The sequence below is a fragment of the Arthrobacter sp. C152 genome (genome assembly GCF_054890965.1).
The window spans coordinates 21393-35466 of sequence record NZ_JBTZSU010000026.1 but is presented as its reverse complement, the minus strand read 5'-3'; the positions used below and the strand labels follow the sequence as shown (position 1 = coordinate 35466).

General features: G+C 69.1%; 12 protein-coding genes. 11 read left to right on the top strand and 1 reads right to left on the bottom strand.

Annotation, left to right across the window (positions count from 1 at the left end; translation table 11 throughout):
• Positions 1–29: 29 nt before the first annotated feature.
• The 11 genes from ACYSM9_RS15950 (at position 30) to ACYSM9_RS15900 (ending at position 12979) form a co-directional block, all read left to right on the top strand.
• Positions 30–1019: an ABC transporter ATP-binding protein gene (locus tag ACYSM9_RS15950; protein WP_461857935.1), complete on the top strand. Its 990-nt coding sequence runs from the start codon at positions 30–32 to the stop codon at positions 1017–1019.
• Complete coding sequence (locus ACYSM9_RS15945; RefSeq protein WP_461857934.1) at positions 1012–2643, top strand: ABC transporter permease; 1632 nt, start codon at positions 1012–1014, stop codon at positions 2641–2643. The genes ACYSM9_RS15950 and ACYSM9_RS15945 overlap by 8 nt, the downstream gene beginning before the upstream one ends.
• Complete coding sequence (locus ACYSM9_RS15940; protein ID WP_461857933.1) at positions 2640–3182, top strand: GbsR/MarR family transcriptional regulator; 543 nt, start codon at positions 2640–2642, stop codon at positions 3180–3182. The genes ACYSM9_RS15945 and ACYSM9_RS15940 overlap by 4 nt, the downstream gene beginning before the upstream one ends.
• 67 nt (positions 3183–3249) lie before the next feature.
• Positions 3250–4266, top strand: coding sequence for a magnesium and cobalt transport protein CorA (locus ACYSM9_RS15935; RefSeq protein WP_461857932.1), 1017 nt, complete (start codon positions 3250–3252; stop codon positions 4264–4266).
• A 61-nt stretch (positions 4267–4327) separates the two neighbouring features.
• A complete protein-coding gene (locus ACYSM9_RS15930) occupies positions 4328–5329 on the top strand; it encodes an o-succinylbenzoate synthase (protein ID WP_461857931.1) in 1002 nt (333 codons plus the stop codon).
• Between the two features lie 76 nt (positions 5330–5405).
• Complete coding sequence (locus ACYSM9_RS15925) at positions 5406–5783, top strand: hypothetical protein (RefSeq protein WP_461857930.1); 378 nt, start codon at positions 5406–5408, stop codon at positions 5781–5783.
• 171 nt (positions 5784–5954) lie between these two features.
• Positions 5955–8021 carry a PhoX family protein gene (locus tag ACYSM9_RS15920; protein WP_461857929.1) on the top strand — a complete coding sequence of 689 codons (2067 nt, stop codon included), beginning with the start codon at positions 5955–5957 and terminating at the stop codon, positions 8019–8021.
• Between the two features lie 199 nt (positions 8022–8220).
• Complete coding sequence (locus ACYSM9_RS15915) at positions 8221–9642, top strand: extracellular solute-binding protein (protein ID WP_461857928.1); 1422 nt, start codon at positions 8221–8223, stop codon at positions 9640–9642.
• Positions 9639–10643: a carbohydrate ABC transporter permease gene (locus ACYSM9_RS15910; RefSeq protein WP_461857927.1), complete on the top strand. Its 1005-nt coding sequence runs from the start codon at positions 9639–9641 to the stop codon at positions 10641–10643. Before ACYSM9_RS15915 ends, ACYSM9_RS15910 begins: the two co-directional genes overlap by 4 nt.
• Positions 10644–10651: 8 nt before the next feature.
• Positions 10652–11554, top strand: a complete 903-nt coding sequence (locus ACYSM9_RS15905) for a carbohydrate ABC transporter permease (RefSeq protein WP_461857926.1) — start codon at positions 10652–10654, stop codon at positions 11552–11554.
• Between the two features lie 30 nt (positions 11555–11584).
• Positions 11585–12979 (top strand): glycoside hydrolase family 32 protein, encoded by a 1395-nt coding sequence (locus ACYSM9_RS15900; protein ID WP_461857925.1) that lies wholly within the window; start codon positions 11585–11587, stop codon positions 12977–12979.
• A 15-nt stretch (positions 12980–12994) separates the two neighbouring features.
• Here ACYSM9_RS15900 and ACYSM9_RS15895 read toward each other — a convergent pair whose 3' ends face one another.
• Entirely contained in the window at positions 12995–14074 is a 1080-nt protein-coding gene (locus tag ACYSM9_RS15895; RefSeq protein WP_461857924.1) for a LacI family DNA-binding transcriptional regulator, read from the bottom strand.

Here is a 14074-nt window from a genome sequence, read left to right as displayed (position 1 = left end):
AACTTGTGAAAACTTCAAAGACTGGCTGTATGACCACCGTTGTCCAGACTGTGAACCTCCACAAGCACTTCGGCAACGTCCATGCCTTGGACGGGCTGGACCTTGACATCCAGGGCGGCGAAATCCATGGCTTCCTGGGCCCCAACGGCGCCGGGAAATCCACCACCCTGCGCATCCTGCTGGGCCTGGCGAAGGCAACCTCCGGCTCGGCCACCGTCCTCGGCCTGGAGCCCTGGACCCAGGCCGCCGACCTGCACCGGCGCGTCGCCTACGTTCCCGGCGACGTGCGGCTGTGGCCCAACCTTTCCGGCGGCGAGACGATCGACCTGCTCTCCCGGCTGCGCGGCGGCACCGCTGACGGGGCCGCCTACCGCCGGCGCAAGGCCCGGCTGTGCGAGGCCTTCGACTTCGACCCGGGCAAGAAAGGCCGCGCCTACTCCAAAGGCAACCGGCAAAAGGTCGCCCTGATCGCAGCACTGGCAACGGACGCCGAACTCTACCTGCTCGACGAGCCCACCAGCGGCCTGGACCCGCTCATGGAGGCGGTCTTCCGGCGGGAGCTGCTCGCCGCCGTCGAGCACGGGGCCACCGTATTGCTCTCCAGCCACATCCTGTCCGAGGTGGAGGTGCTGTGCCACCGGGTGAGCATCATCCGCGCCGGCAGGATCGTGGACGGTGGCACGCTCGAATCCCTGCGCCACCTCACCCGCACCGAGATCTCTTTCGCCGCGGACGGGCTGGACCCGCAGGCGCTGGCCCGGCTGGGCGCCGTCCATGACCTGGCGTTCGACGGCGGCCGGGTAAGGTTCAGCGCGGATTCGGACCGGGTGGCGGAGGTGCTTCCCACCCTGGGCGCCCTGGCGGTGCAGGGCCTGACCATCACCCCGCCCTCCCTGGAGGAGCTGTTCCTGCGGCACTACGGCGATACCACGGTGGGCCAGCCCGAGGCCGTGGACGGGAACGGCAACGGGGACCAGCGGCACCGGCGGCACCTGCTGGGCGCGAGGGGACGTGCCTGACGTGGGCGTCCTCCTGATCCTCTGGCGGCAGCGCCTCCGGCGGGACCGGTGGCAGCTCCTGTGCTGGGTACTGGGAATCGCGGCGTTCGCGCTGTTCGCCGCGTCCGCCGTCACCTCAACGTACGGCAGTACCGCAAGCCGCGCCGAAATCCTGCAGGTGGCGATCGCCACGCCCGCCATCCTGATGCTCCGCGGCCTGCCCCGTGGCGCGGACCAGGGCGCCTTCACGTTCTTCCTGGTGTACGCATTCCTTGCCCTGCTCGCCGGGCTGATGAGCACCTTCCTGGCGGTGCGCCATTCCCGCGCGGACGAGGAAACCGGCAGCGCCGAGCTGGTGGCGGCCACGCCTGCCGGCCGCCTGCTGCCCAACGTCGCAACCGTCCTGCACGGCGTGGCGGCCAACGTCCTGGCCGGCCTCGCCGTCTTCGCAGGGTTCGCCGGCCAAGGCTTGGACCCGCAAGGTTCCCTGGTCGCCGGAGCCGCAACGGGCGCCGTCGGACTCTGCTTCCTGGGCGTGGGACTGCTGGTGGCCCAGTTCATGGGCACCTCCCGGGGCGCCAACGGCGTCTCCTCCGCCCTGGTGGTCCTCGCCTACATCCTGCGCGGAATCGGGGACGCCACGGGGACGCCGCACACTGACGGCACCAGCATGACCGAAGGCGCGGCCAGCTGGTTCTCGCCCATCGGCTGGGGCCAGCAGACGTTCGCGTTCTCCGGCGACCGCACCTGGCCGCTGCTGTTGCCGGTCGGGCTCGGCGCCGCCTGCCTTACCGTCGCATGGCTCATCCTGGGCGTCCGGGACACCGGCGGCAGCGTCTGGGGTGCCCGCCCGGCGCGGACCAGCGCGCGGCCGGGGCTGAACAGCCCCGTGGCGCTGGCGCTGCGCCTGCAGTCCGGCTCGATTACCGGCTGGGCGCTGGGCGGCCTGGCGCTGGGGCTGCTGGCGGGATCGCTGGGAAAGGCGATTGCGGCCGTCGACACCCCCGGAACCGGTGTCACCGCGGCGCTGCGGGCCATGCTCCGCTCGCAGGGGGTCTCCCTGACCCAGCTCATGGTCTCGGTGCTCTTCTCGGTCGGCGGCATCCTGGCCGCCGCCTGCGCGCTCCAGGCGGTGATCAGGCTGCGGCAGGAGGAGGCCTCCGGCACCGCCGAACTCCTGCTGTCCACCCCGGTGGGCCGCGTCCGGTGGCTGGCCGGCTATCTGGTGCTGGGGGCCGCCGCCGTGGTGCTGGTGATCGGCCTCGCGGGAGTAGGCGCCTGGGCCACCCTGACCGGAAGCGGGGACGAGTCCATGCCGGCCGACGCCCTCTGGCAGACCGTCCTGGCCCAGCTGCCGGCGGCGCTGATCTACCTCGCCGTGCCCGCGCTGGTGTTCGTCCTGTGGCCTGCGGCGACGATCGCCGCCGGCTGGCTCCTGCTGGGGCTGGGCGTCTTCCTAGGGCTTTTCGGCGGCATGCTGGGGATCGACCAGAGCCTGCGTGACCTGTCCCCGTTCACCCATACCCCGGTCCCGCAGGGGGATGCCACGGACTGGAGCGGTGCGTGGTGGATGCTGGGCATCGCCGTGCTCGCAGCTGCATTGTCGGTTGTGGTGATGCGGCGGCGGGAGGTGGGAACGGCATGAGCGGTGCTGACCCCATCACGGCTGACCCTGTCGCTGCTGCCGCCGAAACTGCTGGCGCCGTCACTGCTGCCGCCGAAAGGACGGCCGCGGGCTTTGCCGCGGCCGGGTTTCCCAAGATGCCGGCCCGGGCGCTGCTGGCGCTGGTGGCCTCTGAGGATGGCAGCCTGACGGCGGCCGAGCTGGGGGAGCGGCTGGGTGCCAGCGCCGCGGCGGTGTCCGGCGCGGTGCGGTACCTGCAGACGGTGGGGTTCGTCCACCGCGTTGCCCGGCCGGGCAGCCGCCGCGACCTGTACGCCCTGCACGACGATGCCTGGTACGTGGTGTCGATGCGCAACAGCCCCGTCTACGAAAAACTGGCGGAGCTGACCGACGCCACCGCGGCCACGCTGCCGGCAGGGTCCGCCGCCCGGGCGCGGGTGGCGGAGATGGCCCGGTTCTACCGCTTCCTTAACTCCCGGATGCCCGCCCTGCTGGACGACTGGGAGCGCGAGCGGGCGGCGGCACCTGCGGCCGGGGCGCCCGTCCGTGCGCAGCGCTGACGTGTTGGCGCCGGCTGGCTGAAGGTCTAACGTTCAGGCTGAGGGACTCTCCAAAGGAGGCGGGGCCGTGACCATCATTGACAACGCGGTGTACGTGAACGGGCTGCGCACCGAGGACCCGGACGACCTCGACGAGACGTACTTCCTGCTCCGGAAGCGCGAGGGGATGGCCTGGATCGGGCTGTACCGCCCGGACGCGGAGGAACTCCAGTCCGTGGGCGAGGAGTTCGACCTCAACGCCCTGGCGATCGAGGACGCGCTCGCGGGGCACCAGCGGGCCAAGCTGGAGCATTACGGCGAGTGCCTGTTCCTGGTGCTGCGGCCGGCCAGGTACCTGGACGACGTGGAGAAGGTGGACTTCGGCGAGATCCACGTCTTTGTGGGCGACGAATATGTGGTCACCGTCCGGCATGCGGAGTCCCCTGATCTGGCCAAGGTCCGCCGCCGCATGGAGTCGATGCCCGAGTTCCTGGCCCTGGGCCCCGACGCCGTGCTCTACGGGATCCTGGACCAGGTGGTGGACGAGTACGAGCCCGTGGCCGCTGGCCTGGAGAACGACATCGATGAGATCGAGGATGACCTCTTCGGCGCCGACCCTGACGTCTCCCGGCGGATCTACGAGCTCTCCCGCCAGGTGATCACGTTCCAGCGCGCCACCAGTCCGCTGGCCGGAATCCTGCAGGCGCTGATGTCCGGAACCCCCGACCGCGAGCAGGCCACCGAACTGCGCGACCACTACCGCGATGTCCTGGACCACGTGATCCGGCTCAACGAGCGCGTGGCATCCTTCCGGGCACTGCTCCAGAACGCCCTGGCCGTGAATGCCGCCCTGGTGGCGCAGCGCCAGAACGAGGAAATGCAGCGGATGACCGAGTCCAGTTTTGAACAGAACGAACAGGTCAAGCGCATCTCATCGTGGGCGGCCATCCTGTTTGCGCCGACGCTGGTGGCATCCATTTACGGCATGAATTTCAGCAACATGCCCGAGCTGGGCTGGGCCGAGGGCTACCCCTTCGCGCTGGGGCTGATGGCCGCCATGGGCCTGACCTTGTACTTCGCGTTCAAGCACAACAAGTGGATCTGAGTTTTCCACATAGGGTTTTTCCGGATGCAGGGGGCCGTGCTGCCGCCGGTACAGTGATTCCATGCCTGCCAGCGACTCCCGGTTCCCCCCATTCGAAGAGCTGCTGGCAGGCGTACACGTGGCCAGCCTGCCCATGCGGGTGAAGTTCCGCGGCATCACGGAACGCGAAACCCTGCTGCTGCGGGGTCCTGCTGGCTGGGGCGAGTTCTGCCCCTTCCCCGAGTACGGCGACGCCGAGGCGTCCCGCTGGCTGGCGGCCGCCATCGAGGCGGGCTGGCAGGGTTTCCCGGCTCCGTTGCGCACGGCCGTGCCCGTCAACGCCACCGTGCCGGCCGTGTCCGCGGACCGGGTGCCGGAGGTGCTGTCCCGGTTCGGCCGGGTGGACGCCGTGAAGGTCAAGGTGGCGGAGCGGGGACAGGCATTGGACGACGACGTCGCCCGGCTCCGTGCCGTCCGCGACGCGTTGCCGTCGGCCGCCATCCGGGTGGACGCCAACGGTGGCTGGGACGTGCCCGCCGCGGTGGAGGCACTTACCAGGCTGGCGCCGGTCGGGCTGGAATACGCCGAGCAGCCCGTGCCCTCCATCGAGGGCCTGGCCGAGGTCCGTGCCCGGCTTCGGGACGCCGGGACGCCGGTGCTGATCGCCGCCGACGAAAGCGTCCGCAAGGAATCCGACCCCCTTCGCGTGGCCAGGGCCGGCGCGGCGGACCTGCTGGTGGTCAAGGTGGCGCCGCTGGGGGGAGTGCGGCGCGCCCTGGACATCGTGGCACAGGCCGGGCTGCCCGCCGTCGTCAGTTCAGCCCTGGACACCTCCGTGGGCATCCGCGCCGGACTGGCGCTCGCCGCTGCCCTGCCGGAGCTGCCGTACGCGTGCGGGCTGGGCACGGTGTCGCTGTTCGAATCGGACCTCACGCTGGATCCGTTGGTGGCCGACGACGGCGCCATCCGCCTGCGCGACGCCGTCCCCGACGCCGGGCTGCTGGAGCGTTTTGCGGCTCCCGCCGAACGGCGCGACTGGTGGCTGGCCCGGCTCCGCCGCGTCCACGCCCTCCTTGCCGGCTGAGACGCCCGCTCACTTCTGGCGGTTTTTCGAGTGACGCCCGCTCACAAAACCCATACGGGCGCAGTAGGGTGGCATCGTGCGCGGGGTGAAGCTGGCGGTCCGGATCGGCTGGCTGTGCCTTGCTGCCAACAGCCTGGCCATCCTGGTGTTCGGTGTGGTGGTTGCCGTGTGGCCACCGGACGAAGGCGCTGCCCTGTACCGCGCGGACGGTCTCGCCTCGGCCGGGCTGGGTCTGTTCGGCCTGCTGATTGTGCTGGTGCCGTACCGGCGCATCGAGCGGTGGGCGTGGTACGCGCTCTGGTTCCATCCCCTCTTCTGGACGCTGCATATGGTAGGGAACCTCCCGCCCGGCGACGACCACATCCACCAGGTCGTCTTTATCGCGCTGTCGTTGGCCGGGCTTCTGCTGCCGCTCCGGGCGTTCTTCCCCGCAGGTACATCGGCTGCTGAGTAACTGCCGTTTTCAGGCCTGAAAACGGCAGTTTCGGAGCAGTCGATGGGTGGTTTTGCAACGTTCCTGCAGGTCACGGGCGGTTCATCCGAAGTTCATCCAATCGATGGGTTCACGTAGGAAGCGGCTGGAAGGGTGGGCGGGCACCCCAGAGAGATTCCTTGGAAGGTTCCCATGTCTGAAACAGCCCGCAAGTTCACCCTGCTGCCCATGCTCGGCCACACCAAGGGCAAACGCAGTCCCGTCACCTGCGCGCTCAAGTGCGACAACGCCTGCGCCGGCGACGTCTGCAACACCAGCTCCAACGGCTACTTCCGCGACATCGCCTCCGCCGCAATGTCCCGCCGCGCCGCCCTGGGCCTGGGCGCCGCCGGGGCGCTCGCCGTCGTCCTCGGTTCCGCCGTGACCTCCAACGAACCTGCCTCCGCCGCCGGCCTGTCCAAGGCCGCCAAGGAAGGCTTTGGCGTGTCCAAGCTTCAGTTCACCGCCATCAAGCCGGTGGACAAGGCCGTTGACGCCCTCACGGTTCCCGAGGGCTTCACTTGGCAGCCGATCATTCGCTGGGGCGACCCGCTGTTCGCCGACTCGCCCGAGTTCGACCTGGCCAACCAGACCGCCGCCGCGCAGGCCCGCCAGTTCGGCTACAACAACGACTACACGGACATCCTGGAGATCCCGGGCAGCAAGGGCCGCCGCGCCGTGCTGTTCACGAACCACGAGTACACCAACGAGAACATCATGGTCCCGGCCGGCTACGACGCCGCCGAGACCCGCGCCATCGGCCGCGCCGCCCACGGCCTGGCCGTGGTTGAACTGGAGCGGCCGAACACCGCCAGGCCGTGGAGCTACGTCAAGGGCGCGCCGCTGAACCGCCGCTACCTCTCCGACACCACCTACGAACTGACCGGCCCCGTCGCCGGGTCAACCCTGGTCAAGACCGTCGCCGACCCCTCCGGCCGCGCCATCAAGGGCACGTTCGGCAACTGCTCCGGCGGCACCACCCCCTGGGGCACCATCCTGTCGGGCGAGGAGAACTTCAACGGGTACTTCGTAGCGGCCGGCACCTCCGCCGGCGACAAGCGCTACGGCCTGACCTCCAAGCCCACCGCCCGCCAGTGGGAACTCGACGATCCGCGTTTCGACACCCGCAACCCGGGCTACGGGAACGAGGCCAACCGCTTCGGCTGGGTGGTTGAGGTCGACCCGTTCGACCCCACCTCCACCCCCAAGAAGCGCTCCGCGATGGGCCGCTTCAAGCACGAGGGCGCCAACGTGATCGTGGCCGAATCCGGGCATGTCGTGGCGTACATGGGCGACGACGAGCGCTTCGACTACCTCTACAAGTTCGTGTCCAAGGGCAAATACGTTGAGGGCGACCGCCGCAACAACATGGACCTGCTCTCCGAGGGCGACCTCTACGTCGCCAAGTTCACCGGCAACTCGCCTGCCACCGAAATCACCGGCACCGGCGTCCTGCCCGCCGACGGCGCCTTCGACGGCACCGGCGAATGGCTGCCCCTGGTGGTCGGCGGCAAGTCCGCCGTCCCCGGCATGTCCGTCGAGGAGGTCCTGGTCTACACCCGCCTGGCCGCCGACAAGGTGGGCCCCACCAAGATGGACCGCTGCGAGGACGTCCAGCCCAGCCTGCACACCGGCAAGGTCTACGTGGTCTGCACCAACAACTCCAACCGCGGCGTCGGGTCCAACGAGGCCGCTACGGAGGTCAACCCGCGCAACCAGAACCGCGACGGGCACATCGTGGAAATCACCGAAACCGGCGACCAGACCTCCACGAAGTTCAACTGGACCCTCCTGATGGTCTGCGGCGATCCGGCCCAGGGCGACGTCACCTACTTCTCCGGCTACCCCGTGGACAAGGTCTCGCCCATCTCCTGCCCGGACAACGTCGCCTTCGACTCCGTGGGCAACCTCTGGATCTCCACCGACGGCGCCCCCTCGGGCATCGGCTACAACGACGGCCTCTTCAAGGTCACCCTGGACGGCGCCGAACGCGGCAAGGTGGAGCAGTTCCTCGCCGTTCCGCGCGACGCCGAAACCTGCGGCCCGGTCATCCACGACGAGGAGCGCACGGTCTTCGTTGCCGTGCAGCACCCGGGCGAGGAAGGCACCTTCGAGGCGCCCAACTCCTTCTTCCCGGACTACGTCCCTGCGGGTACGACGCCGGCCCCCGGCCAGGTGCGCGCGCCCCGTCCCGCCGTGGTGCAGGTGTTCCGCGGCTAAGGCCTCCGCACACAGCCGGCAACGCCCTCCCGCCCCCACGGTTTCGTGGGCGGCGGGAGGGCGTTGTTGTTTATTGCCGGGTTCGGCCGGGCGTCCCCGCAGGCGGGAGAGGCGCGACGGCGAGCCGCTGAATGTGACGCTTGACACGTGTTAGGTCCGTCCTCTACAGTTCCTAACACGTGTTAGGAAGGAATACGACATGACCGGAGCCATAAACGGGCACCTGCGGGACATCAGCCGCCGGACCGCCCTTGGCGCCCTCGGTGCGGGAATCATCGGAGCAACCGTGGCGTCGTGGCCGCGGCTCTCCGGAACGGACATTCCGGGCCGCGGGGACAACAGCCTCAGTATCGCCATCATGGGCACCGCCGCGGACGCCGCCGCCCGCCAGCGCGCCATCGATGCCTTCACCCGGCTCCACCCGGAGATCAGGGTCAAAGTCCAGGCCATCCAGGCCGTGGACTGGAAAGACTTCTTCACCAAGATCCTCACCATGGTGGCCGCCGGCACCCCGCCGGACGTGGTGTACGTGGCCACCGAGGGCGCCCAGCTGTTTGCGGACAAGCTCGCCCACCCGCTGGACGAGTACATCCGCCGCGACGCCGCGGACATGCGCGAGTTCTTCGAGGACGTCCACCCCAGCCTGGTGGAAGCCTTCATGTACAAGGGCAGCCTGTACCAGCTCCCCATGGACTGGAACGCGGCCAACATGTACTACAACACCGCCGCGTTCGCGCAGGCAGGCCTGGACCGGCCGGCCGACGACTGGACGCACACCGACTTCCGCAACAGCCTCGCCGCCTTGCGCAAGGCCCGGCCCTCGGACTTCACGCCCTACTACTGGACCAACCGGCTCTTCGGCGGGGTGGTGCCGTGGCTCTACGCCAACGACACCAGCTTCCTCAAGGAGACCAGGTCCACGGGCGGCGACTGGCTCTGGGACGGCTTCTACGCCAACGATCCTTCCCGCAGCCTCCGCTCCGGCGGCTACCAGTGGCTGGAACCCAACGCCACTGACGACCGCGTGTTCGAATCCTTCGACTACCTCCGCGGCCTGGTCAAGGACGGCCTGGGTGTCCGGCCGGAGGAAGGCGGCGGCAGCTCCCTGGTGGGACTGTTCGCCTCCAACCGGATCGGCACCACACCCGCCGGCGGCTACTGGGTCCAGGGCCTGCATGAAGCCGGCATGGGCGCCAACGGTTTTGACGTCCAGTTCTTCCCCCGGTGGAAGACCCAGCGGCACCAGTTCGGCACCGCCGGCTACGCGATCATGAAGACCGCCAAGGACAAGGACGCCGCCTGGGAATGGATCAAGTTCAGCTCCAGCCGCGAGGCCATGGAACTGATCTTCCCCAACCCGGTCACCACCCCGGCGCGGCGCTCGATGGTCAACGAACAGCTCTATGCCGGCAAGGGGCCCGCCCACTGGAAGGTCTTCTACGACACGCTGGACCGGTTCCCCACCACGGGCCCCATCCCGGCACCACCCCAGCAGGCCGCCGTCGAAACGGCCCTGATGAAGAACGTATCCCTCGCAGTAAGCGGCGACGAGCAGCAGCTCAAGCAGGCCCTCGCATCCATGCAGCGCGACCTTGAACTGGCCCTGAGGAGGCAGCCATGAGCACCACCACTCCGCCCCGGCAGCGGCCCAAGCGGGTTGGCGGCAGGGCAAGTACGACGGCGGAACGCACCAACGGTGCCGGCGGCACCGGCGGTGCCACAAGCGCCGGGCGCGGCGGCACCGGATCCAGGCACAACCAGCGCTGGCTGGCCTGGATCTTCCTGGCCCCCACCATCCTGGGCATGGGGCTGTTCACCCTGATCCCCATCGTGGCATCGGTGGTGCTGGCCTTCTTCCGCTGGGACATCATCTCGCCGCCCACCTTCGTGGGCTTCGACAACTTCTCCGAGGTTGTCCAGGACCCCACCGTCCGGGTGTCCTTCCTGAACACCATCGTGTTCGTGGTGGTGGCCGTGGCCCTGCAACTCGGGCTCGCCCTGGCGCTGGCCATCATGGTGCAGGAGAAGATGCCCGCGTGGCTGCGCGTATTCTTCCGTTCGGCGTTCTTCTTCCCGCTGATCCTCTCGGCCGCCTCGGTGTCCATCTTCATGCGGTACCTCTTCAACGAACAGTTCGGCGTGGTCAACTGGTTCCTGTCCCTCGTGGGCATCCCCGCGGTGCCGTGGCTGACCACCCCGGGCGGGTCCGCCGCCGTCGTGATCCTTGTGTATGTCTGGCAGAACTTCGGCTTCTCGTTCCTGCTGTTCATCGGCGGGCTGGCCTCCATCCCGGTGGAGACCTACGAGGCAGCCGCGATCGACGGCGCCACCGGCTGGCGCAAGCACCTCCACGTGACGCTGCCGCTGCTCAGTCCCACCACGCTGGTCGCCTCGGTGATGGCCATCATCAGCGCCCTCCAGGTCTTCGACCAGCCCTACGTCCTGACCCGCGGCGGCCCCGGCGACTCCACCCGCACCGCCGTCATGGTGATCTTCGAATCGGCATTCCAGCGGCTCGAGTTCGGCCAGGCGTCCGCGATCGGCGTGCTGCTCACGCTGATCATCATGGCCATCACGGCCGCGCAGTTCCGCCTCAGCAAGCGATTCGTCTTCTACCAGTAAGGCCAGCCATGACAACCACAACCGACCACGGCCTGGCCGGGCATTCCCCCCGCCTGTCCGAAGGCCTTCCCGTCACCACGCCCAACCGCAGGAAGTTCAACTGGGCCTTCGCCGTCCGGACCCTCTTGCTGCTGCTCGCGGCCGCACTGACGCTCGGTCCGGTGCTCTGGACCCTGTCCACGTCGCTGCGGTCGCCGTCGGAATCGTTCAAGCTGCCGCCGTCGTTCTTCCCCTGGAACCCGGATTTCACCTCCTACGGGGACGTGTTCAAGCAGCTGAACATCTTCCTGCTGGTGCTCAACAGCGCCCTGGTGACCGGCCTGATCGCGGTGGGCCAGATGATCTCCGCCGCACTGGCAGGCTACGCCTTCGCACACCTGAAATTCCGCGGCCGCGGCGCGCTGTTCTCGATCGTGCTGGCCACCATGATGGTGCCGGTCCAGGTGACGATCGTGCCCGTCTTCATGCTGATCCGCGGCATGGGCCTTTCCGACACGCTGCTCGCGCTGATCCTGCCGGCCATCCCGACGGCGTTCGGCACCTTCCTGATGCGCCAGTACTTCATGGGGCTGCCGGCCGAGCTCGCCGAAGCTGCGTCGATTGACGGCGCCAGCCCCTGGCGGACCTTCCGTTCGGTCTATGCGCCGCTGGCGATGCCCGGCATGGCGATCGTGGGAATCCTCGCGTTCAACTTCCACTGGAACGAGTTCTTCCGCCCGCTCATCCTCACCATTTCGGAACAGAACTTCACCCTCCCGCTGGGGCTCGTGTCCCTGCAGGGCAACCTCGGCACCGGCAGCATCTCGGTGGTGCTCGCCGGGGTGGTCCTGTCCATGATTCCCGCGCTCGTGGTCTTCATGTTCGGCCAGCGCGCACTGCAGGACGGCCTGACGGCCGGCACCGGCAAATAATCCCTCTTCCTTCAAGCCCGAAAGGCCATCATGACCTCCCCGGATCTCGCTGCCGTCCACTTCGACGACGTCGCTGCCGCCCACCCCGACCCCGCATTTCCGCGGTTCCACCCGCGTCCTGCGCACGGCTGGATCAACGACCCCAACGGCATCAGCTTCATCAACGGCCGGTACCACGTGTTCTTCCAGTACAACCCGGACTCGGCCCGCCACCACAAGATCGCCTGGGGCCACGTGAGTTCGGCCGACCTGGTCCGCTGGGAAGAGCATCCCGTGGCTCTTCGCCCGCAGGACGGCGGCCCGGATGAGTACGGCTGCTGGACGGGTGTGGTGACGGACGACGGCGGTGTTCCCACCGCGGCGTATTCCGGCGTCCGCGGCGACGGGGGCCACTCGCAGGTGGTGATCGCCCGCGGCTCGGACGATTTGGTCCACTGGGAGCAGACCGGCCACGTGGCGGCCAGGATGCCCGACGACGGGCTGGTCACCGCCGTACGGGATCCGTTCATCTTCCGGTTCAAAGGCAGGAGGTACGCCATGCAGGGCGCCGGGCTGGCCACCGGCCACGCCGCGCTGCTCCTGTACACCGTGGACGATCTGGCCGACTGGAAGTACCAGGGCATCTGGCTGAGCACGGAGAACCCGGTGGCAGCCGGGTTCACCCCGGCCGAGATCTGGGAGTGCCCCCAGCTGGTGCAGGTACCCGACGACGGCGCCGCGGGAGAACGCGACGGCAGCGGAACCTGGCTGATGATGTTCTCGCTGTGGCTGTCCGGGGACGCACACGAGCACGCCAACGGCGTAGGCCATCTGATCGGCTCGATGGCCGAGGATCCCGCCACCGGCCTGCCCGTATTCACGCCCCGGAGCGGGGGGAAATCGGATCTCGGCCGCGATTTCTACGCTCCGCAGGTGGTGTCGCTGGAGGACCGGGCACTGTTGTGGGGCTGGGCGAACGAAGGCCCGGGCCGGGACGGGCGCCGCGGCCGCAGCCAGGACCAGATCGATGCGGCCGGCTGGGCGGGGGTGCTGACGTTCCCGCGCGAGCTCACGGTGGTGGATGGTGCCCTGGCGGTCAGCCCCGCCCCCGAAATCTCGGCCTACCGCGGGGAGCTCCGGGCCAGCCGGGCATCCGGGACGGTGCCGGTGCCGGAGTTCGCCGAGGCCGTGGTCAGGGCGGGCGCGGAGGGAGGCGCGGTGGAGCTGGTGCTGGTCGGGGACGGCGGCAGCCAGGTTGTCTTCAGCGGTACCGTCCAGCCGGGGGAGGAACTGCGCGTGTTCGTGGATGCTTCGCTGGTGGAGGTGTACCGGGCCGCGTCCGTCGCAACGACGCTCCGCGCCTACCCGGCCGCGGGGGAGGAGTGGCAGCTGCGCCTTCCGGCAGGAGCCGATGCCGACGTCTGGGAACTCGCGCGGCCCGCTTAGCGGCCGGTCAGCTGTTCAGCGCCCGGCCGGGACCGGGCCGGTGGAATCCCTGACCACCAGGCGGCAGGGAACCAGGGTTTCGGCCGGGGCGCCGGCGCCGGTACCCGGCCCGCCGTCGTCGGCCGTTCCTGGTGCCGACGCAACGTCGGCGAGCAGCGACGTCATGGCGGCGGCCCCCATTTCCCGGAGCGGCAGGGCCATGGTGCTGAGCGCCGGGACCATGGCCTTGGCCACGCGGAACTCGTCGTCGTAGCCCATCACCGAGACGTCCTGCGGGACGCTCAGGCCCAGGCGGTAGCAGGCCAGGACGACGCCGATGGCCAGGCGGTCGTTGGCGCACAGGATGGCGGTGGGCCGGGCGGCGGGGTCCACGCCCTCCAGGAGTTTCAAGGTGCCGTGGAATCCGGCATCGATGTCCCAGCCCACCTGGATCACCCGGTCCTCGTTGACGGGTATCTTCGCAGCGGCGAACGCTTCGCGGTAGCCCTCGATCCGGAGTGGTGCCGCGGGGGTCAGGGAGTCGCCGGCGAGGAAGGCGATGTCGCGGTGGCCCAGGGACATGACGTGCTCAGCCGCTTCCCGGCCGCCGCGGACCTCATCCGGAAGGACCGCGGGGAGCCCTGCATCGGGCCGGTCGTCGAAACAGTTGGCCAGGATCGACGGCACCCGGTCCATGTTCGGGGGGACGTGCAGCGGACGCAGGCCGACCGTCACGTACATCAGGCCGTCCACCTGGCGGTCCAGCAGGGTTTCCACAGCGCTTTCGTCGCGGGACTCATCCAGTTCGGTGTCCATCACCACGGTCACGAACCCGTGTTCCCGGGCCACCGCATCCGCCCCGGCGATGATGTTGCCGTCGAACGGGCTGGTGACAACCTGGTCGGAGACGATGCCGATGACCCGCGACTGCTGGTTGCGCAGGCTCAGGGCGATCTTGTTGGGGGAGTAGTTGAGCGCCGCGGCCGCCTCGCGGATCCGCTGCTGGCTTTCGAGCGCCACGTTGCCGTCGCCGCGTCCGTTCAGCACCAGTGATACGGCGCTCCGCGAGACGCCTGCCAGCTTGGCAACGTCGAGTGCAGTGGCCTTGCGCTTCAT